Source organism: Pseudomonas sp. NPDC087612 (genome assembly GCF_044743505.1).
Lineage (GTDB): Bacteria > Pseudomonadota > Gammaproteobacteria > Pseudomonadales > Pseudomonadaceae > Aquipseudomonas.
In genome coordinates, this window is record NZ_JBIUWO010000002.1 from 386,752 (window position 1) to 407,596 (window position 20,845).

Consider the following 20,845-nt stretch of genomic DNA (forward strand, 5'->3'; position numbering starts at 1 on the left):
CAGGTCGAGTTTTGCGGCAGGCCAAAGGCCGCCGCCCGAGGAGATAGCATGATCGTTCGTCCCGTACGCAGCAGCGATTTACCCGCGCTGATCGAGCTGGCGCGCAGCACCGGCACCGGCCTGACCACCTTGCCGGCCAATGAAGAGCGCCTGTCGCACCGGGTCGGCTGGGCCGAGAAAACCTTCCGTGGCGAAGCCGAGCGCGGCGATGCCGACTACCTGTTCGTGCTGGAAAACGACGAAGGCGTGGTGGTGGGTATCTCTGCCATCGCCGGCGCGGTCGGCCTGCGTGAGCCCTGGTACAACTACCGGGTCGGCCTGACCGTCAGCGCTTCCCAGGAGCTGAACATCTACCGGGAAATTCCCACCCTGTTCCTGGCCAACGACCTGACCGGCAACTCCGAACTGTGCTCGCTGTTCCTGCGCGCCGATCACCGCAGTGGCCTCAATGGCCGCCTGTTGGCCAAGGCGCGGTTGCTGTTTATCGCCGAGTTCCCGGAGCTGTTCGGCAACAAGATCATTGCCGAAATGCGCGGTATGTCCGACGAGCAGGGTCGTTCGCCGTTCTGGGAAAGCCTGGGCCGGCACTTCTTCAAGATGGAATTCAGCCAGGCCGACTACCTGACCGGTGTCGGCAACAAGGCCTTCATTGCCGAGCTGATGCCCAAGTTTCCGCTGTACACCTGCTTCCTCTCGGAAGCGGCGCGCAACGTCATTGGCCGGGTGCACACCGACACAGAGCCTGCGCTGGCGATGCTCAAGAGCGAAGGTTTCAGCTACCAGGGCTATGTCGATATCTTTGACGCAGGCCCTGCGGTGGAGTGCGAGACCGCCAAGATCCGTGCGGTGCACGACAGCCAGGCACTGGTGCTGGCTGTTGGCACTCCAGGCGACGATGCCACCCCCTTCATCATCCACAACCGCAAGCGTGAAGACTGCCGCATTACTGCCGCACCGGCGCGCCTTGCTGCCGGCACCCTGGTGGTCGATCCTCAAACCGCCAAACGCCTGCGCCTGAGCGCTGGTGACCAGGTGCGTGCGGTACCACTGTCTGCTGCCCGGGAGGCCAAATAATGACGACTCACTTTATCGCCGGCAGTTGGCAGGCAGGGCAGGGCGAAGCGCTGCAATCACTTAACCCGGTCAGCCAGCAGGTTGTCTGGCAAGGCCAGGGCGCCAACGCCGGGCAGGTCGACAGTGCGGTCAAGGCCGCGCGCCAGGCCTTTGCCGGCTGGGCGCTGCAGTCGCTGGAAGCGCGCATCAGCGTGCTTGAAGCCTTTGCCGCGGCGCTCAAGGCCAATGCCGACGAGCTGGCGCGCTGCATCGGTGAAGAAACCGGCAAGCCGCTGTGGGAAGCCGCCACCGAAGTGACCAGCATGGTCAACAAGGTAGCGATTTCGGTACAGAGCTACCGCGAACGCACCGGTGAAAAGAGCGGCCCGCTGGCCGATGCCACCGCCGTGCTGCGCCATAAGCCTCACGGTGTGGTTGCGGTGTTCGGCCCGTACAACTTCCCCGGCCACCTGCCCAACGGGCATATTGTCCCGGCGCTGCTGGCCGGTAATACCGTGGTGTTCAAGCCCAGCGAGCTGACTCCGAAAGTCGCCGAGCTGACGGTCAAGTGCTGGATCGACGCCGGCCTGCCGGCAGGCGTGCTCAACCTGGTCCAGGGCGCCCGCGAAACCGGCGTGGCCCTGGCTGCCAACCCGGGCATCGACGGTTTGTTCTTCACCGGCTCCAGCCGCACCGGCAACCTGCTGCACCAGCAGTTCGCCGGGCGCCCGGACAAGATCCTGGCCCTGGAGATGGGCGGCAACAACCCGCTGGTGGTCGACGAGGTCAAGGACCTCGACGCTGCGGTGTACACCATCATCCAGTCGGCGTTCATTTCCGCCGGCCAGCGCTGCACCTGCGCGCGCCGCCTGCTGGTGCCGCAAGGCGCCTGGGGCGATGCGCTGCTCAAACGCCTGGTCGAAGTGAGCAAGAACATTACGGTCGGTGCCTTCGACCAGCAGCCGGCGCCGTTCATGGGCTCGGTGATTTCCCTGGGCGCGGCCAAGGCACTGCTCGATGCTCAGGCGCACCTGCTCGGCAACGGCGGCGTGTCGCTGCTGCCAATGACCCAGCCGCAAGCCACCGCTGCCCTGCTGACCCCGGGCATCATCGATGTCAGCGCAGTCGCCGAGCGCCTGGACGAAGAGTTCTTCGGCCCGCTGCTGCAGGTGATTCGCTACAGTGATTTCGATGCGGCCATCGCCGAGGCCAACAACACCCAGTACGGCCTGGCCGCCGGCCTGTTGTCCGATTCCCACGCGCGCTATCAGTACTTCTGGCTGCAAAGCCGCGCCGGCATCGTCAACTGGAACAAGCAACTGACCGGCGCCGCCAGCAGCGCACCATTCGGTGGCGTAGGGGCCAGCGGCAACCACCGCGCCAGTGCCTATTACGCGGCTGATTATTGCGCTTACCCGGTAGCCTCGCTGGAGACCGCCAGCCTGACCCTGCCTGCGACACTGACGCCAGGCGTCTCCCTATAACAAAAGGTCCACGGAGCCTTGCCGATGAAATCGTTTGAAGTGAATTTTGATGGTCTGGTCGGACCGACGCACAACTACGGCGGGCTGTCGTACGGCAACGTTGCTTCGCAAAGCAACAGCCAGCAGGCGTCCAACCCGCGTGAAGCGGCGCGTCAGGGCCTGGCGAAGATGAAGGCGTTGATGGAGATGGGCTTCCAGCAAGGCGTACTGGCCCCGCAGGAGCGCCCGGACGTGGCAGCACTACGCCGCCTGGGTTTCACTGGAAGCGACGCACAAGTGATCGAGCGTGCGGCCAAAGAGGCCATGCCGTTGCTGGTCGCCAGCTGCTCGGCCTCGAGCATGTGGGTGGCCAACGCCGCCACCGTCAGCCCCAGTGCCGACACTGCGGACGGCCGCGTGCACTTCACCGCCGCCAACCTCAACTGCAAGTACCACCGCAGCATCGAGCACCCGACCACCAGCCGCGTGCTCGGCGCCATGTTTGCTGATAACAAGCATTTTGCCCACCACGCCGCTTTGCCGGCGGTAGCGCAGTTCGGTGACGAAGGCGCGGCCAACCACACACGTTTCTGCCGCAGCTACGGCGAGGCCGGTGTCGAGTTCTTCGTCTATGGCCGCAGCGCCTTCGACACCCGCTACCCGGCGCCACAGAAGTACCCGGCACGCCAGACGCTTGAGGCGTCGCAAGCCGTAGCGCGCCTGCACGGCCTGAGCGAGGAGGGCGTGGTCTTCGCCCAGCAGAACCCGGCGGTGATCGATCAGGGCGTGTTCCACAACGACGTGATCGCGGTGGGTAACGGCGAAGTGCTGTTCTACCACGAGGACGCCTTCCTCGAGACCGAGGCGATGCTTGGCCAACTGCAGGCTAAACTGGCTAAACGAGGCGGCAACTTCAAGGCGATCTGCGTACCGCGCTCGGCTGTGACGGTAGAGGACGCGGTGCGTTCGTACCTGTTCAACAGCCAGTTGCTGTCTCGCGCCGATGGTTCGATGCTGCTGATCGTGCCGGAAGAGTGCCGCAACAACGAGCGGGTCTGGGCCTATCTGTCGTCCTTGACCCGCTCGAACGGGCCGGTCGGCGAGGTCAAGGTCTTCGACCTCAAGCAAAGCATGCAGAACGGTGGCGGGCCGGCGTGCCTGCGCTTGCGTGTGGCATTGAATGAAACGGAACTGGCGGCGGTCAATCCAGGCGTTATCATGACCGCACCGCTGTACGACACCTTGACCCAATGGGTCGACAAGCACTACCGCGATCGCCTGAGCGAAACCGACCTGGCCGATCCGCAGCTGTTGCTGGAATGTCGTACGGCACTGGATGAACTGACCCAGATCCTCAAACTGGGTTCGGTCTATCCGTTCCAACTCCAACCTTGAGAGAGAATTCGACTATGTCCGACGCCCTGCAGCTGATCCTTGAAGATGAAGATGGTACCCAGCTGGAAACTTCCTGCACCCGCTTTGCGGTGGTCTGGCAAGGCAAGGAGGTATGGATTCAGCAGGATGGCCGTGGTCAGCTGCTGATCGGCGTCGACGTTGAAGAAGACGACACCGAGTACGCCAACCTGCTGCTGCGCCCGCTGGCCACCAACCTGGTGAGCCTGCAGCTGGAAATGGAACCGGCCGATGCCGGCGACGATGATGATCACGTCCATGGTCCCGATTGCGGCCACCATCACTAAGGAATAGCCCATGCTCGCCCTCGGCAAACTGCTTGAACTGACCCTGGCCGGTCGTGAACCGGCAGAGAAGACCCAGCTGACTGTCGAAGGCGTACGCATGCGCTGGCTCGGCGAGGGCGCCCTCGAAGTGCGCCCGCCCGATGCCCTTGACAATGGCCTGGACCTGCTGCTTTCGGCGGGTATCCATGGCAACGAAACCGCACCGATCGAGCTGCTTGACCGGTTGCTGCACGACATTGCCCGCGGCGATCTCAAGCCGCGCGCGCGTATTCTGTTCCTGTTCGGTAACCCTGACGCGATCCGCCGCGGCGAGCGTTATATCGAGCAAGACGTCAACCGCCTGTTCAATGGTCGCCACGATCAGACCAGCGGCCCCGAGGCCCTGCGCGCCTGCGAGCTGGAGCGCCTGGCGGCGACTTTCTTCAGTGTGCCTGATCGCACCCGTCTGCATTACGACCTGCACACCGCCATTCGCGGTTCGAAGATCGAGCAGTTCGCGCTCTATCCGTACAAGGAAGGCCGCCAGCATTCGCGCCGCGAACTGGCGCGCCTGAGCGCGGCCGGCATGGAGGCGGTGCTGCTGCAGAGCAAGGTGTCGATCACCTTCACGGCCTACACCTATGAGCAACTGGGGGCCGAAGCCTTTACCCTGGAACTGGGCAAGGCGCGGCCGTTCGGAGAGAACGGCGCGGTCAACGTCGATCGCCTGGAAACCCGCCTCAAACAGATTATCGATGGCACCGAACCCGAGCCGCCTGAGGCCCTGGATGGGTTGAAACTGTTCAGCGTGGCGCGCGAGATCATCAAGCACAGCGAGCACTTTCGCCTGAACCTGCCGGCCGATGTCGAGAACTTTTCGGAGCTCGAACCCGGCTATCTGCTGGCCGAGGATATCGCCGATACCCGCTGGATTGTCGAAGAGCAGGGCGCGCGCATCATCTTCCCCAACCCGAAAGTCAAGAATGGCCTTCGGGCGGGGATTTTGATCGTGCCCGCGTCAGATCAGGGCCTTGCTTGAGATGGGCACGTTTGAACTTAAAAGTGAATTCGCGGCGCCAGGCCCAGCTCCAGGCGCAAGGCATTTTCCGTAAAGGGCGCTGGGTTGGTACGCAGGGCAGGGGTATCGGCGGACAAGCCGAAATCAAAAGGCCTATGGCTGGTGATAATGCCGATGGCCTGCAGTTGCGAATTAGCTACCTCCTGTTGCTTGCCGGCTCGTGTGGTGATCATTGAGGTGCCTGGGAAAACCGAGCCGGTGAGGGAGTTCCAGGCATTGCACAGGCAACGATAGAAATCGAGCAGGGGCAGGTCGTCGGAAGCTGGCCCTGCAGGGTTGAAGTGCAGTTTGCCGCCAGCGTCGCCAATGCCCGGATCGCCGTTCGGTGTAACGAAGTGATCGCCGATATCGTCATCGAAATCCATGTCGGGCTCATAGCCCGAGGGTAAATGGTTCAGGATTTCGTCCACCGTGATCGAGGGCCTGTTGTCCAGCGCCGACAGCAGCTGTCTTCCCGTGCTGGTTTTGCGCAGCAGGTCTAAGTGGTCGGCGATCAGGCGTTGAAAGCGTGAGTCCCCTTGTGGGCGGATACTGTTATTGCCCAGGGCCGCATGTTCAGGACTTACCGGTTGGCTGAAGCGGCTGTCGCCGGGCAGGTTGCGGGCGTAGAAAATCTCACTGCCTGCGCTGCCCAGCAGGATGTTGCCGTCGATACGGTTTTCCCCTGAGCCCGTTTCGATGTAGGTAAGCCCTGTGCCCAGGGCAATTCGATTGTTGCCGGCCCCGACGTAGATTTTGCTGTCGCCGCTGCCTGTTTCGATATGGTTGTTGCCATTACCGGCATTGATAATGACTTGGTGATGCACGTCTTCAGTGATCGAGATCCTGCTGCCAGCGTTTTGAGTGCGCAGGACCAGTATTTGATCGTCGTTCATCGCCAGGACAATCCTGGTCGTGCCGAATTCAGCGAGCAGGTTGCAGTCCAGGGTTGAAATTTCAATATTTCCAGCAGGTAACCGGACCTGTATATCCACCTGGCTTGTGTGAGGGGCGCTGGTTACCGAGTGCTTGAAGTGTTCCGAGGTGACGGTGACATTGCTGTCCTCATGCAGCAGGATCACTTGACGGACCGCGCCAGGATACGGGTCATCGTCATACTGGAAGTGGGCATAGCCCGAGCCGCGCCCGGTAAGGTAGTAAGTCGGATTGGGGTTGCTTAGGTTGTACATGTCCACTCCATTGGGCGTTGGGAAAACGTCAGGCTATGGAGGTTTGAACATGTCCGGGCACTACATATTTATGCATCTGTGCGCAAGGCGGGGAGGCTGCCAGGCCCATCGTTGAGCGGTGCCATGGGCCCAAGAACCGGCCGCAGCGGTGCGGCCGGCGCTGGTGATGCAGGATTAGATTGCGCGTTTTTGCGCTACTTCGTTACGGCGCAACGCACGCAACTTCTGCAAGGTATCGGCGCAGGTTTTCGCCGCTTCCACGCCCTTGACCAGGAAGTGTTCGAAGTAGAAGTTCTGGTGCTCGTCGCCGGCATGGAAGTGGTGCGGGGTCAGCACTACCGAGAACACCGGCACTTCGGTTTCCAGTTGCACCTGCATCAGGCCGCTGATCACCGACTGGGCGACGAACTCGTGGCGGTACAGGCCGCCATCGACCACCAGGCCGGCAGCAACGATGCCAGCGTAGCGGCCGCCACGGGCCAGCAGCTTGGCGTGCAGGGGGATCTCGAAAGCGCCGCCGACTTCGAAGAAGTCGATGTCGCTGGGCTGATAGCCTTGTTTACCCATTTCCTCGACGAATGCCTTGCGCGCCTGGTCGACAATGTCTTTGTGCCAGCAAGCCTGGATGAAGGCGATGCGCTCGTGGGAAGGGTTCTTGCTATCGATTGCGGTAGGTTGCATTGAAACGGACTCCTGTTTGTATGAGAAACAGGGCGCTGGATCGAAGGGGATTTCGCCGTGCAGGTGCAAAGCGACAGGCGCGGCTGCGCCTATCCCGTTCTCTCTTTATCCGGACTATGACCGTCGGCCCCGGAATCACACCGGGTCTGCTGACCTTGCAGGCTGGCCTGCAAGCGCTCGCGGGCTATGCGCATTGCGCGCAATTACCGCCGGTGGGGAATTGCACCCCGCCCTGAGAACGTTGCCACCGGTATCGGCGGCGGGGAATTATTAGCACAGATGTCAGGTAAACGTATAGGCTGCTAACGGTTTTTTCCGGATGAACGACATTTCATCAGGGAAACCTTGCCAATTGTTTTATACGGCCCCAGTAATACCGTGTCAGCAGATCACAACAGGCCCAGAGAGGCCGGGCAGGGTGCCAGCGAGCGGTTTTTCGCTGACGTTGTCGTTGCAGGCCGTCCAATTGACGGTTTCTATAGCATAAACACACTGCACCCGAGCCTAAGGCCCGATATAATGCGGCCCTTTGCCGTCGTTTCGTCAATTTGACGCAAGCATTTGCCTTAAGGCCGCCGTTTCCGTGGAAGAACCTATGAAAAGCGCAGAAATCCGTGAAGCCTTCCTTCGCTTCTTCGAAGAGCAGGGACACACCCGAGTTGCCTCCAGCTCCTTGATTCCGGGCAACGACCCGACCCTGCTGTTCACCAACGCGGGGATGAACCAGTTCAAGGACTGCTTCCTTGGCCAGGAAAAGCGCGCCTACACCCGCGCGACCAGCAGCCAGAAATGCGTGCGCGCCGGTGGCAAGAACAGCGACCTGGAAAACGTCGGCTACACCGCCCGTCACCACACCTTCTTCGAAATGCTGGGCAACTTCAGCTTCGGTGATTACTTCAAGAAGGACGCGATCACCTACGCCTGGACCTTCCTGACCAAGGTGCTGAACCTGCCGGAAGAGAAACTCTGGGTCACCGTCTATGCCAGCGACGACGAGGCATACGACATCTGGACCAAAGAGATCGGCGTACCGGCCGAGCGCATGGTGCGCATTGGCGACAACAAGGGTGCGCCCTACGCCTCCGACAACTTCTGGACCATGGGCGATACCGGCCCGTGCGGCCCTTGCACCGAGATCTTCTATGATCACGGCGCCGACATCTGGGGCGGCCCGCCCGGCTCGCCGGAAGAAGATGGCGACCGTTACATCGAGATCTGGAACAACGTTTTCATGCAGTTCAACCGCACTGCCGATGGCGTGCTGCACCCGCTGCCAGCACCGTCGGTAGACACCGGCATGGGCCTGGAGCGCATCAGTGCGGTCATGCAGCACGTGCACTCGAACTACGAGATCGACCTGTTCCGCAACCTGCTCAGCGCTTCGGCCGCGGCCATCGGCTGCGCCAATGCCGAGCAGTCGTCGCTCAAGGTGGTTTCCGACCACATCCGTTCCTGCAGCTTCCTGATTGCCGACGGCGTGCTGCCGTCCAACGAAGGCCGCGGCTACGTCCTGCGCCGCATCATCCGTCGCGCCTGCCGCCACGGTAACAAGCTGGGCGCCACCGGCAGCTTCTTCTACAAGATCGTCGCCGCCCTGGTCGCCGAGATGGGCGAAGCCTTCCCCGAGCTCAAGCAGCAGCAGGCCAACATCGAGCGCGTGCTCAAGGCTGAAGAAGAGCAGTTCGCCAAGACCCTGGAGCAGGGCCTGAAGATCCTCGAGCAGGACCTGGCCGAGCTCAAGGGCACCGTGGTGCCGGGTGACGTGGTGTTCAAACTGTACGACACCTATGGCTTCCCGATGGACCTGACCGCCGACATCGCCCGTGAGCGCGAGCTGACTATCGACGAAGCAGGCTTCGAGCGCGAGATGGAAGCCCAGCGTGAGCGTGCCCGCTCCGCCAGCGCCTTCGGCCTGGACTACAACACCCTGGTCAAGGTTGACGTGGCCACCGAGTTCACCGGCTACAACGCCACCGAAGGCAGCGCCAGCATCGTTGCTCTTTATAAGGACGGCAAGGTTGTCGAGCAGCTGGGCGAAGGCGAGGAGGGCGTGGTCATCCTCGACCGCACGCCGTTCTACGCCGAGTCCGGTGGCCAGGTGGGCGACACCGGCTACCTGCAGGCCGACAACGTGCGCTTTGACGTGCGCGACACCACCAAGACCGGCGGCGCCTTCCTGCACCACGGTGTGGTGGCCAGCGGCACCCTGACTGTCGGCACCCAGGTGCAGACCCGGGTCGATGCCGACGTCCAGCACGCCACCTCGCTGAACCACTCTGCCACCCACCTGCTGCACGCTGCGCTGCGCCAGGTGCTGGGCGATCACGTACAACAGAAGGGCTCGCTGGTCGATAGCCAGCGCCTGCGCTTCGACTTCAGTCACTTCGAGGCGGTCAAGCCAGAGCAGCTCAAGGCCCTGGAAGACATCGTCAACCGCGAAGTGCGCAAGAACTCCGAGGTGAAAACCGAAGAGACCGATATCGAAACCGCCAAGCAGAAGGGCGCCATGGCGCTGTTCGGCGAGAAGTACGGCGACAGCGTGCGGGTGCTGAGCATGGGCGGCGATTTCTCCGTCGAGCTGTGCGGCGGTATCCACGCCAAGCGTACCGGTGATATCGGCCTGCTCAAGATCATCAGCGAAGGTGGCGTGGCCTCCGGCGTACGCCGGATCGAAGCGGTCACCGGCGCTGCCGCACTGGCTTACCTGAACGCTGCCGAAGAGCAGCTCAAGGAAGCTGCGCAACTGGTCAAGGGTAGCCGCGAAAACCTGATCGACAAGCTCTCGGCAGTGCTGGAGCGCAACCGCCAGCTGGAAAAACAGCTGGAGCAACTGCAGGCCAAGGCCGCCAGCGCTGCTGGCGACGACCTGTCCAGTGCAGCCGTCGAGGTCAAGGGCGTGAAAGTCCTGGCCGCGCGTCTGGATGGCCAGGATGGCAAGGCGCTGCTGGCGCTGGTCGATCAACTGAAGAACAAACTCGGCCGCGCAGTGATCCTGCTCGGCAGTGTCCATGAGGAAAAGGTCGTACTGGTTGCCGGTGTGACCAAAGACCTGACTGGCCAACTCAAAGCCGGTGATTTGATGAAGCAAGCCGCTGCCGCGGTGGGTGGCAAGGGCGGTGGTCGTCCGGACATGGCGCAAGGTGGTGGCGTAGACACCGCCGCGCTGGACAGCGCGCTGGCCCTGACCGTGCCATTCGTGGAGCAGGGCGTTTAAGGCGTACATCGGCCCGCCGTCCAGTGGCGGGCCATGGCGTCGTTTGAATGTTTATTGGGTGCCCTTCATGGGCTGAGGCGGCTTTGAAATGGCGTTGATCGTACAGAAATTTGGCGGTACCTCGGTCGGCACAGTCGAGCGAATCGAGCAGGTTGCCGACAAGGTCAAGAAGTTCCGCGAAGCCGGCGATGACCTGGTGGTAGTACTGTCGGCGATGAGCGGCGAAACCAATCGCCTGATCGACCTGGCCAAGAAGATCAGCGATCAGCCGGTTCCGCGTGAACTGGATGTGATCGTCTCCACTGGCGAGCAGGTGACTATCGCCTTGCTGGCCATGGCCCTGATCAAACGTGGTATTCCGGCGGTGTCCTACACCGGTAACCAGGTGCGGATCCTCACCGACAGCGCGCACAACAAGGCGCGCATCCTGCAGATCGACGACCAGAAGATTCGTGGCGACCTCAAGGCCGGCCGCGTGGTGGTGGTTGCAGGTTTCCAGGGGGTCGACGAGCACGGCAACATCACCACCCTCGGTCGCGGTGGCTCCGACACCACCGGCGTGGCCCTGGCGGCAGCGCTCAAGGCGGACGAGTGCCAGATCTACACCGATGTCGATGGTGTCTACACCACCGACCCGCGCGTGGTGGCCCAGGCCCAGCGCCTGGACAAGATCACCTTCGAAGAGATGCTGGAAATGGCCAGCCTCGGTTCCAAGGTGCTGCAGATCCGCGCCGTCGAGTTCGCCGGCAAGTACAACGTCCCGCTGCGCGTGCTGCACAGCTTCCAGGAGGGTCCGGGTACCCTCATTACCATTGATGAAGAGGAATCCATGGAACAGCCGATCATTTCCGGCATCGCCTTCAATCGCGATGAAGCCAAGCTGACCATCCGTGGCGTACCGGATACCCCGGGCGTTGCTTTCAAGATCCTCGGCCCTATCAGTGCCGCGAACATCGAAGTCGACATGATCGTGCAGAACGTTTCGCACGATAACACCACCGACTTCACCTTCACCGTGCATCGCAACGACTACGACAAGGCCCACAAGGTCCTGGACAAGACCGCCGCCGAGCTCAACGCTCGCGAAGTGGTAGGTGACACCAACATCGCCAAGGTCTCGATCGTCGGCGTCGGCATGCGTTCCCACGCCGGTGTTGCCAGCCGCATGTTCGAAGCGCTGGCCAAGGAGAGCATCAACATCCAGATGATCTCCACCTCCGAGATCAAGGTCTCGGTGGTAATAGAAGAGAAGTACCTGGAGCTGGCAGTGCGCGCCCTGCACACCGCCTTCGAGCTGGACGCCCCTGCCCGACAGGGCGAGTAAGGCGGCTGCCTCTGGGGGCGCGGCCATGCCGCGCCCTTCGTGTTTCTGGCTGGCGTGAGAAATCTGTGCTTTTGCTCGCGCTAGTCAATACTTAGGCGTAGGTCAGCAGCCGTCACGGGTTGTAGGCTGAAGCCCTTTTTTTTGCAGACTGTTATCCCTGAACTGAATTGCGTGAGGAGAAAGCTATGTTGATTCTGACTCGTCGGTGCGCCGAGAGCCTGATCATTGGCGACGGCGAAATCACCGTGACCGTGCTCGGCGTCAAAGGAAACCAAGTGCGGATAGGGGTCAACGCCCCTAAAGAAGTGGCCGTCCACCGTGAGGAAATCTACCTGCGGATCAAGAAAGAGAAGGACGAAGAACCAACCCATTAATTTTTATCGAGTTTTTTTCAAAAAAGAGTTTGCAAACGGGGAAGGGTCTGGTTATTATACGCCCCGTGTTGCGGAGAGGTGGCCGAGTGGCCGAAGGCGCTCCCCTGCTAAGGGAGTATACCTCACAAGGGTATCGGGGGTTCGAATCCCCCCTTCTCCGCCATTATTCATGTAGGACGCTGTAATCTGCCTGAATCGCCTAAGTCGTTGAAATTAAACGAAAAAGTGGTTGGCAAAATGATTTAGCGGCCTATAATGCGCGGTAACAAATGCACTCATAGCTCAGCTGGATAGAGTACTCGGCTACGAACCGAGCGGTCGGAGGTTCGAATCCTCCTGAGTGCACCATACGACGAAGCAGTTTTCAACTCGAATGCTGCTTCAGCTGCAACCAGAGGTGATCTGGTCCATCAAGCGCCAACCCTGCACTCATAGCTCAGCTGGATAGAGTACTCGGCTACGAACCGAGCGGTCGGAGGTTCGAATCCTCCTGAGTGCACCATACACCGAAGCAGTTTTCAGTTTGAAAGTTGCTTTAGCTGTAACCAGAGGTGATCTGGTCCATCAAGCGCCAACCTGCACTCATAGCTCAGCTGGATAGAGTACTCGGCTACGAACCGAGCGGTCGGAGGTTCGAATCCTCCTGAGTGCACCATACAACAGAAAGCCCGCCTATCAAGGCGGGCTTTTTGCTTTCCGGCATTCATCTTCCGGTAAGGCGTGATGAATAGACTGTCATCGTTGCCGTGCCAGCCCCGCGCTATTTTATGCCGATCCCGATGTGTTTTTTTTCGCGCTACCGCCGTCGCACTGTTGCCTGCATACGTTGTCACAAGTATGTCTCGCAAACGATTGTTCTAGCCGCGATTTTTTCAGCACCCTGACAGCTCAAGCGGTGTATGATTGCGCCCGTCAGCCCCGCCGGGGCTTGTGGAATACCACCATGGACTTACCCAGTAGTTACTCAATAGCAAGTTTTGCCAATCAAGAATTGACTGATTGATCTCCCGGCGTGCTCCGCTGCTGGGAGTGGAGTTCGCCTATGACTGAAGTAGAAGTAAAAAAGACGCAAGAAAGCCTGCAGGATCGCCTGGCCCAGGTGGTCGAACTGCTGCAGCGTCAACGCGTGGTCGAAGACCTGACCCACCGTCAGGAAGGTCATCACCATGACCTGGTAGAAAACCTCGTTCACCGCCAGAACCTGGTCGAGCTGCAACGCAAGCTCGACGACCTGCACTCCGCCGACGTTGCCTACATTCTCGAAGCCTTGCCGCTGGACGATCGTCTGACCGTCTGGCAACTGGTCAAGGCCGAGCGCGACGGTGACATCCTCCTCGAAGTGTCCGACTCGGTCCGCGAGACCCTGATCGCCGACATGGACGATCACGAGCTGCTCGCCGCTGCCAAGGAAATGGACGCCGACGAACTGGCTGACCTGGCGCCCGAGCTGCCCCGTGACGTTGTCCACGAGCTGATGGAAAGCCTCGATGCCCAGCAGCGCGAACGCGTGCGTTCGGCCCTGAGCTACGACGAGGACCAGGTCGGTGCATTGATGGACTTCGAGATGGTCACCATCCGCGAAGACGTCAGCCTCGAAGTGGTATTGCGCTACCTGCGCCGGCTCAAGGAGCTGCCAGGCCACACCGACAAACTCTTCGTGGTCGATTACGACGGCATCCTCAAGGGCGTGCTGCCGATCAAGCGCTTGCTGGTCAACGACCCGGAGAAGAAAGTCGCCGAGGTCATGGCCAGCGATCCGGTGAGTTTCCACCCGGATGAAGACGCCTACGATGCCGCTCAGGCGTTCGAGCGTTACGACTTGATTTCCGCGCCGGTGGTGGACAAGAGCGATCGCCTGATCGGCCGTCTGACCATCGATGAAATGGTCGACCTGATTCGTGAAGAAAGCGAAAGCGAAGTGCTGAGCATGGCCGGTCTGCGCGAAGAAGAAGACATCTTCGCCTCGGTCTGGCGCTCGCTGCGCAACCGCTGGGCGTGGCTGGCAATCAACCTGATCACTGCCTTCGTCGCCTCGCGGGTGATCGGCCTGTTCGAAGGCTCGATCGAAAAACTGGTGGCACTGGCGGCGCTGATGCCGATCGTTGCCGGTATCGGCGGCAACTCCGGCAACCAGACCATCACCATGATCGTGCGCGCCATGGCCCTCGACCAGGTCAGCCCCGGCAACACCTCGCGGTTGATGCGCAAGGAGCTGGCGGTGTCGCTGATCAACGGCCTGATCTGGGGCGGAGTGATTGGTGTGGTCGCCTACCTGCTGTATGACAGCTGGTCGCTCGGCGTGGTCATGACCGGTGCCATGACCCTCAACTTGTTGCTGGCGGCGCTGATGGGGGTATTGATCCCGATGACCCTGGTGCGCCTGGGCCGCGATCCGGCGATGGGCTCCAGCGTGATGATCACGGCGGTGACCGACAGTGGTGGCTTCTTCATCTTCCTGGGCCTTGCCACCATCTTCCTGCTCTGATTGAGCATCCGACAAAAAACACCCCTCGCGAGGGGTGTTTTTTTGCCTGGCGTTTATTGCTCGGTGAGGTGCTCGATAAAGGTCGAGCCGCTGTAGCACTCGCGGAACAACCCGGCCTGCACCAGGCGTGGCATCACCTGTTCAAGGAACAGGTGCACCGATTCCAGCGAGCCACCGGGCGCCGCGATGAAGCCATCGATGGCACCGGATGCAGCCCATTCGACAATACTCTCGACGGCATCGTCCACCGTACCGATCACCTGCCAGTGTGCAGCCGAGATCACCTCTGGGCGCAACAGTAACTCACTGACCCGCAGCGATTCACGTTCGATCAGGCGTCGCAGCAGGTTGGTGTGGGTACGGCTGCCAGGATTGCTCACGGGCGCAGGCAGGTCAGCGGCGGTGATCGGGCGGTCTTCTGGCCATTGGTTGAGGTCGAGCCCGGTCATCTCCTTGATCGAGGCAAACTTGCGCGGCTTGTCGATGCGCGCGTGGGTGCACATGAACAGCTCGCGGGCCTGTTCGCGGGTCTCGGCCAGGTACAGGCTCAGGCCGGGCAGCAGGCGAATGTCGGCCGGATCGCGGCCGTGTTTTTCAGCGCGGCGGGACAGGTCGTGACGCAGCTCGAGCGCAGCGTCGATATCCGGCGTGGGGGCGAATACCAGGTCGGCCACCGACGCGGCAAAGTCACGGCCCGAATCGGATGCGCCGGCTTGCACCAGCGGGATTCGGGTGTTGGCGTACACCGGCAGGTTGAGTGGGCCCTTGACCTTCAGGTGAGCGCCGTCGTGGTCGATCGGGCGAACCTGTGAGGCGTCGGCGTAACGGCCCGTGCTGCGATCCAGTTTCAGGGCGTCGCTGGGGAAGCTGTCCCACAGCTGATGAACCACCCGGGTGAACTCCGCAGCCCGCTGGTAACGCTCATCGGCACTGGGCATTGCCGTCAGGCCGAAATTCTCGTGGCCTTGCAGCGCGGTGACGATGTTCCAGCCGACCCGGCCCTTGCTGATCCAGTTCAAAGACTGCAACTGGCGGGCGACTACATAGGGCGGCAGGAAGGTGGTCGATACGGTCGAAACCAGGCCGATCTTCGAGGTGTGCTGGGCAACTGCGGCGAGCAGGATGCTCGGGTCGAGGCTGGCGAAGCCCGAGCCGCTTTCGAGCATCTGCGGCACCAAAGCATGAACATCGGGGCGAAAGACAAAGTCCAGGTGCGCAGCTTCTGCGCGCTTGGCCAGATCAATCGCAAACTCGGCGGTGAAAATACCTTCTATGTTGCTGTTCTCGCGCCGCCAGCCATCGCCGCTCAACCAGGTCGGTGCCAGTGACAGGCCAATGTGCAGGCGCTTGGGGGTACTCATCCTTGCAATTCTCCTTGTGGTCTTTTGATGGACTCAGAACGCGCCCTTGACGCCGACGCCGACCATGCGCGGCAGGGTCATGCTCGCCTCGGTGCCGCCGATGCCGCGGTTCTGCTGCATATAGGTGGGCGAGCGGTCGTCGAACACGTTCTTCACGTAGCCGTACAGCTGCACCTGCTTGTTGAACTGGTAACTCATCCGCGCATCGGTGAGGGTGTAGGGCTTCACCGAGTAGGACGAGGTGTTGGCGGTGTCGGAGTAATAGCCATCCAGGTGACGGACCTGGACGTTGAGGTTGAGTTTGTCGGTGATGTCCCAGCTCGGGCCAAAGCTCAGGGTGTAACCGGGGGAGCGGGCAAACTCGTTGGCCTGGTAGTCGGCGTTGCTGGAGATCTTGTCGATGCGTGTACGCAAGGCGCCGGCACTGGCCTTGAGGGTCAGGTTGTCGAGCACACGGTAGTCGGCGCTCAGCTCCAGGCCATAGGCGTGGGCCTTTTCGGCGTTGATGGTGTAGGACTGGGCGACACCCGGGGAAATCACCACCGGGATGTTGTACTGAGCGTCCTTGAAGTCCATGTAGAACAGGTTGCTGCTGAGGATCAGGCGGTCGTCGAGCAGGTTGGCGCGGCTGAACAGCTCATAGTTCCAGATCGACTCTTCCTTGAAGTACGCCCATTGCCGGGTGGTCAGGTTGAGCGACACGCCACCGGGATTGTAACCGCGGCTGACCAGGGCGCCGACGGTCCAGTCCGGCGTCGCTGCGTAAGCCAGCGAGACCTTGGGCAGCAGGGCGGAGAAGGTTTTCTCGTAGTCCAGTGCCGTCGGTGCCAGCACCGAATTGCCCTGGCGCTCGATGTGATCCTGCTGAAAGCGCAGGCCGGTGCTCAGGGTCCAGCGCTCACTCAGGCGGTAGTTGAGTTCGCCGAAGATGCCGAGGTTCTCCTTGGTGTCATCGAAGGCCGAGAGCCCGCGCAGGTTCAGGGTTTCGTCGGTCTTGGTGTGGGCGTAGTAGATGCCACCCATGCCGCTTAGGGTATCCAATGCGTCGCCGAAGGTGATGCGCGATTCGTTGGAGGCGTTTTTCTGCTTGATATCGGCGTCGCCTTCGCCGGCGATGCCGGTGAACCGCTGCACGTTGGACAGCGAGTATTGCGCCTGGTTGAACAGTTTGATGCCGTTGTCGAAGTCGTAGCTGACATCCACCACGCTGGTGTTGGTGTCCTGCTCCCAACTGGGCATGGTGGTGGTGTCGTGGTCGAGCTTGTGCAAGGGCGCCGAGGCGGCCTCCTGGCTCGGGCGGTTGCTGTCGTTGTGCGCGAAGGTGTACTTGGCCTCAAGGCCCGGCAGCGACTCGGGCACCCACAGCAGCTTGGCCCGGGCGGTGACGGCGCGGAAATTCTGGTCGGCCTTGCCGCGCTGGAACTTCGGGTTGTCGTAATCGATGAAAGTGTCGCGCGCCGAGTAGTCCACCGCCAGGCGGCCGGCCAGTTCGTTGCCCATCAACGGGCCGGAAACAGCCACCGAGCTGCGCTTGGCGTCATAACTGCCGACCTCGGTCTGGTAGGCAGCTTCGGGAGTGAAGGTCGGATCCTTGGTGTTGACGATGATCGCACCGGCAATCGCGTTGGCCCCTTGCGAGGTGGTCTGCGGGCCGCGGAACACTTCGATGCTGTCGATATCCCAGACCGAGGTGGCGCCGAAGAACATCTCGTTGTAATTCAGGTAATGGCCGTCAAGGTTGATTGTCGCCCGTGGCACGGTGCCGCCCCAGAACACATTCTGGCCGTTGTTCGGGCCCTGGGTGTCCTGGCCGCGGATGATCGGCGCGCCGACCGAGTCGGTGTAGATCACGTTGGGCACATCATTGAGTACTTCGGCCACCGAGGCGCTGCCGGTCTTTTCCTTGTCGATCTCCTTGGCGGTCTTGATCGACACGGAGGAGGCGGTGTCCTTGAGTTCGCGTTCGAGCTTTTCACCGGTGACGATGATCGGCTCGAAAACAATGCCTGGCTTGCCGCCATTAACCTCGGGTTGCCCGAATGCGTAGGGCGAAGCCAGCAATGTCGAGAGTGTGAACACACTAAAGCCTTGGCGCAGTGTGCGATGTGGATGTGCCTTCAAGATGCCCCCAAATGAGAATGATCCTCTTTCCCGTTCGAGGGTAGCACGGTGCTATTGCGTTCCTCAATAAAGAATTCATTCCACAAAATGGCAATAGGTGCGGGTTCAGGGAATCGGTATCATGGCCGCCAACAAGCGCGACCGTGCGCGCCGGCGAGGAGAGCGAAGAATTGAGCAACGAGATGACCGCCCTGGACGAAGAGGCGCAAGCAGCCCCGGAAAAGCGCTCCGGCACTATTCAGTCGGTGTCGATTGCGGTGCGTTTTCTCCAGGTACTGGCCAATGCCGAGAGTGAGTTGGCGCTGGGGGAGGTTGCCAGGCGCACCGCGACCGGTGGCTCGACCGCCCATCGATACCTGCAGAGCCTGGTCAAGGAAGGCCTGGCCAAGCAGGACCCGGCCAGCGGCCTCTACGACCTGGGGCCGGCAGCGCTGAACATCGGCATCAGCGCCTTGAAGCGCGTCGATGCGGTGGATATTGCCGCCCAGCACATGAAGACCCTGGCCCAACAGCATGCCGCCAGCGGCGGGGTGGCGATCTGGACCGACCGCGGCCCGACCCTGGTGCGCTGGTACCGTAGCGCCTACTTCTCGATCAACCCGCTGGCCCTGGGCGACATCCTGCCGATCGACAACACCGCGTGCGGCCTGGTGTTCCAGGCCTTCCTGCCCAAAGCTGTGATCGATGCCGCGCGCAAGCAGCAGCCCGCGCATTTTCGTGGCACGCCGCCTAACAAGGCGCTGCTCGATCAGGTACGTAATGGCCGCTGGGCCGAGCTGACCAGCCATCTGCTCTCGAACGTCACCGGCCAGGCGGCGCCGGTGTTCGATGCGCAGCAGGAAATCGCCTGCGTAATGACCACGGTCACTGACCTTGGCCAGCTCAAGTCAGCAGAGGATCGCGACGCCCTGCACCGCGAAGCTGGCCTGGTCAACCAGGCCACCGGCGGGCGGATTTTCGATCAGCGCGGTTGAGCCTGGCGACCCTTGGGCACCACCAGCGGCGTGCCGCTGACGGGGTCAGCAATGATCACCGCCGGCAGGCCGAATACCTCTTGCACCAGCGCCTCGGTGAAAATCGCCCCGGGCGCGCCCTCGGCCAGCACCGCGCCATCGCGCATGGCGATCAGGTGCGTGGCATAGCGGCAGGCCTGGTTAAGATCGTGCAGCACCGCCACGATGGTTCGGCCCTGGCGATTGAGATCGCTGAGCAGTTCGAGCAATTCGATCTGGTGGGCGATGTCGAGAAAGGTGGTCGGTTCATCGAGCAGCAGGATCGGTGTTTCCTGCGCCAGCACCATGGCAATCCAGACCCGCTGGCGCTGGCCACCGGACAGCTCGTCCAGCGCCCGCTCGGCCAGCGCGCTGACCTGGGTGGCGGCCATGGCGGCGTTGACCGCCTGCTCATCGGCTGGCGACCATTGGCGCAAGAACGACTGATGGGGGAAGCGCCCGCGAGCCACCAGGTCGGCGACCGTGATGCCTTCCGGGGCCGTGGCGCTTTGCGGCAGCAGGCCGAGGCGCCGGGCAACCTCTTTGGCCGCAAGCGCGGTGATGCTTTTGCCGTCGAGCACCACACGACCATGGGCTGGGGCCAGCAGCCGCGACAAGGCTCGAAGCAGAGTGGATTTTCCGCAGGCATTGGGCCCGACGATCACCGTGAAAGAGCCGTCGGGAATGGCGATGGAGAGGTCGCTGGAGATGGTGCGCTGATCGTAACGCAGCGTCACGGCGTCAGCATGCAGGCGATGCGTCATGGGTAGCCTTTCCTTGCTGGCAGCTCGGCGGCGAGTATTGCATGTGCAGAATTAATTCTGCAATATGGAATGCGATTGCATCGCATCCACGTTTAGACGAGCTTGTGCCTGTTCTCGAACCCTTCCTGCCGCCCTTGTAGCAAAAGACCGATTGCCGATGAAAAAGCTCACCTTCGCGCCAATGCTTGCTGTTGCGGCGCTGATCCTGCTTGCCTGCAGCGCCGTTGGGCCGAGCCCGGCAAGCGCCGCCAGCGAGCCCGCCAAACCGCTGCGCATTGCTTCGACTTCGCCGAGTGTCACCGGCATCTTGCTGGCCATGGAGGCGCCACTGGTTGCCAGCGCGGCCACCACGCCGAGCCGGATGACCGACAGCAAGGGCTTTTTCAGCCAGTGGGCGGCGGTTGCGGATCAGCGCAAAGTCGAGGTGCTGTACCCCAACCTGGTGTTCGATATCGAGTCGGTGATCGGCGTCAATCCCGACCTGCTGGTACTGGTTGCCACTGGCGCCGATAGCGTCGTCCAGCACCAGGCCGAGCTTGAGGCCCAGGGCATCGCCACCGTCGTGGTCAATTATTCGAACCAGAGCTGGCAACAGATCGCTACCCGCCTTGGTCAGGCGGCGGGGCTGCAGGCGCAGGCAGCGGCGGCGATCAAGGATTTTGACGACTACACCGCGCGCGCCGCTGCCACGATCAAAGCGCCCGTGGGCGGGGTGAGTATCGTCGGCTACAACATTGGTGGCAGTTATTCTGTTGGCCGTGCGTCCAGCCCGCAGGCCCGCTTGTTCACCGCGCTGGGGATCAAGGTCGCGAGCCTGCCGCCGGCCATGAGCGGTGAGGTCACTCGCGCCGTCGACTTCGAGTTCATTTCCCGCGAAAACCTTTCGGCTGCGATCACCGGTGAAAGCGTGTTCCTGCTGGGTGGCACCGATGCCGATGTACAGGCGTTTGTTGCCGACCCGCTGCTGGCCAACCTGCCGGCGGTGGTGCAGAAAAAGGTCTACGCGCTGGGCCCGACTTCGTTTCGTATCGACTACTACTCTGGCCGGCAGATGATCGATACCGTCGCCCGGCACCTGCGCTGAGTC

16 protein-coding genes, 4 tRNA genes and 1 riboswitch are annotated in these 20,845 nt (G+C 61.7%); of the genes, 15 read left to right on the forward strand and 5 right to left on the reverse strand.

The genetic code is table 11. The features are described 5' to 3' along the window. Nucleotides 1–48: 48 nt before the first annotated feature. From astA to astE, 5 genes are read left to right on the forward strand one after another with little or no spacing between them, the layout of a single operon-like run. Nucleotides 49–1,074: an arginine N-succinyltransferase gene (astA, locus tag ACIOVF_RS05430; RefSeq protein ID WP_045200164.1), complete on the forward strand. Its 1,026-nt coding sequence runs from the start codon at nucleotides 49–51 to the stop codon at nucleotides 1,072–1,074. Beyond that, nucleotides 1,071–2,537: a succinylglutamate-semialdehyde dehydrogenase gene (gene astD, locus ACIOVF_RS05435; RefSeq protein ID WP_176794339.1), complete on the forward strand. Its 1,467-nt coding sequence runs from the start codon at nucleotides 1,071–1,073 to the stop codon at nucleotides 2,535–2,537. The genes astA and astD overlap by 4 nt, the downstream gene beginning before the upstream one ends. Nucleotides 2,538–2,561: 24 nt before the next feature. Then, a complete protein-coding gene (gene astB, locus ACIOVF_RS05440) occupies nucleotides 2,562–3,911 on the forward strand; it encodes an N-succinylarginine dihydrolase (RefSeq protein WP_401288057.1) in 1,350 nt (449 codons plus the stop codon). 14 nt (nucleotides 3,912–3,925) lie between these two features. Then, on the forward strand, nucleotides 3,926–4,216 hold the full coding sequence (locus tag ACIOVF_RS05445; RefSeq protein WP_045200170.1) for a topoisomerase II: 291 nt from the start codon (nucleotides 3,926–3,928) through the stop codon (nucleotides 4,214–4,216). A gap of 10 nt (nucleotides 4,217–4,226) precedes the next feature. Further along, entirely contained in the window at nucleotides 4,227–5,234 is a 1,008-nt protein-coding gene (astE, locus tag ACIOVF_RS05450) for a succinylglutamate desuccinylase (protein WP_045200172.1), read from the forward strand. Nucleotides 5,235–5,251: 17 nt separating this feature from the next. Here astE and ACIOVF_RS05455 read toward each other — a convergent pair whose 3' ends face one another. Further along, nucleotides 5,252–6,442, reverse strand: a complete 1,191-nt coding sequence (locus ACIOVF_RS05455) for a M91 family zinc metallopeptidase (RefSeq protein WP_401288061.1) — start codon at nucleotides 6,440–6,442, stop codon at nucleotides 5,252–5,254. Nucleotides 6,443–6,616: 174 nt separating this feature from the next. Beyond that, entirely contained in the window at nucleotides 6,617–7,123 is a 507-nt protein-coding gene (locus tag ACIOVF_RS05460) for a 6,7-dimethyl-8-ribityllumazine synthase (RefSeq protein ID WP_045200175.1), read from the reverse strand. Nucleotides 7,124–7,215: 92 nt separating this feature from the next. Further along, nucleotides 7,216–7,367, reverse strand: a riboswitch (FMN riboswitch). Nucleotides 7,368–7,718: 351 nt separating this feature from the next. Here ACIOVF_RS05460 and alaS point away from each other — a divergent pair. From alaS to mgtE, 8 genes are all read left to right on the forward strand, one after another. Beyond that, nucleotides 7,719–10,337 carry an alanine--tRNA ligase gene (gene alaS, locus ACIOVF_RS05465; RefSeq protein WP_258610080.1) on the forward strand — a complete coding sequence of 873 codons (2,619 nt, stop codon included), beginning with the start codon at nucleotides 7,719–7,721 and terminating at the stop codon, nucleotides 10,335–10,337. 88 nt (nucleotides 10,338–10,425) lie between these two features. Then, nucleotides 10,426–11,661 (forward strand): aspartate kinase, encoded by a 1,236-nt coding sequence (locus tag ACIOVF_RS05470; RefSeq protein ID WP_010226665.1) that lies wholly within the window; start codon nucleotides 10,426–10,428, stop codon nucleotides 11,659–11,661. Nucleotides 11,662–11,846: 185 nt separating this feature from the next. After that, nucleotides 11,847–12,035, forward strand: coding sequence for a carbon storage regulator CsrA (csrA, locus tag ACIOVF_RS05475; RefSeq protein WP_010226667.1), 189 nt, complete (start codon nucleotides 11,847–11,849; stop codon nucleotides 12,033–12,035). Between the two features lie 72 nt (nucleotides 12,036–12,107). Continuing rightward, a tRNA-Ser gene (locus ACIOVF_RS05480) sits at nucleotides 12,108–12,198 on the forward strand. 108 nt (nucleotides 12,199–12,306) lie between these two features. Next, a tRNA-Arg gene (locus ACIOVF_RS05485) sits at nucleotides 12,307–12,383 on the forward strand. A gap of 77 nt (nucleotides 12,384–12,460) precedes the next feature. Continuing rightward, nucleotides 12,461–12,537 (forward strand) — tRNA-Arg (locus tag ACIOVF_RS05490). 76 nt (nucleotides 12,538–12,613) lie between these two features. Continuing rightward, nucleotides 12,614–12,690, forward strand: a tRNA-Arg gene (locus ACIOVF_RS05495). A gap of 387 nt (nucleotides 12,691–13,077) precedes the next feature. After that, complete coding sequence (mgtE, locus tag ACIOVF_RS05500; RefSeq protein WP_045200179.1) at nucleotides 13,078–14,520, forward strand: magnesium transporter; 1,443 nt, start codon at nucleotides 13,078–13,080, stop codon at nucleotides 14,518–14,520. Between the two features lie 53 nt (nucleotides 14,521–14,573). On the opposite strand, the gene ACIOVF_RS05505 is transcribed toward mgtE, so the two are convergent. Both ACIOVF_RS05505 and ACIOVF_RS05510 read right to left on the reverse strand, forming a co-directional pair. Further along, complete coding sequence (locus ACIOVF_RS05505) at nucleotides 14,574–15,881, reverse strand: NtaA/DmoA family FMN-dependent monooxygenase (protein WP_258716580.1); 1,308 nt, start codon at nucleotides 15,879–15,881, stop codon at nucleotides 14,574–14,576. A gap of 33 nt (nucleotides 15,882–15,914) precedes the next feature. Further along, a complete protein-coding gene (locus ACIOVF_RS05510) occupies nucleotides 15,915–18,002 on the reverse strand; it encodes a TonB-dependent receptor (RefSeq protein WP_401288069.1) in 2,088 nt (695 codons plus the stop codon). Between the two features lie 182 nt (nucleotides 18,003–18,184). Between ACIOVF_RS05510 and ACIOVF_RS05515 the strand changes: the two genes are divergently transcribed. Then, nucleotides 18,185–18,976 carry an IclR family transcriptional regulator gene (locus ACIOVF_RS05515; RefSeq protein WP_093387648.1) on the forward strand — a complete coding sequence of 264 codons (792 nt, stop codon included), beginning with the start codon at nucleotides 18,185–18,187 and terminating at the stop codon, nucleotides 18,974–18,976. On the opposite strand, the gene ACIOVF_RS05520 is transcribed toward ACIOVF_RS05515, so the two are convergent. After that, nucleotides 18,964–19,758, reverse strand: a complete 795-nt coding sequence (locus ACIOVF_RS05520; protein ID WP_045200183.1) for an ABC transporter ATP-binding protein — start codon at nucleotides 19,756–19,758, stop codon at nucleotides 18,964–18,966. The genes ACIOVF_RS05515 and ACIOVF_RS05520 overlap by 13 nt on opposite strands. A gap of 157 nt (nucleotides 19,759–19,915) precedes the next feature. Here ACIOVF_RS05520 and fepB point away from each other — a divergent pair, with 157 nt between their 5' ends. Continuing rightward, nucleotides 19,916–20,842, forward strand: a complete 927-nt coding sequence (gene fepB, locus ACIOVF_RS05525; protein WP_045200185.1) for a Fe2+-enterobactin ABC transporter substrate-binding protein — start codon at nucleotides 19,916–19,918, stop codon at nucleotides 20,840–20,842. Nucleotides 20,843–20,845 lie beyond the last annotated feature (3 nt).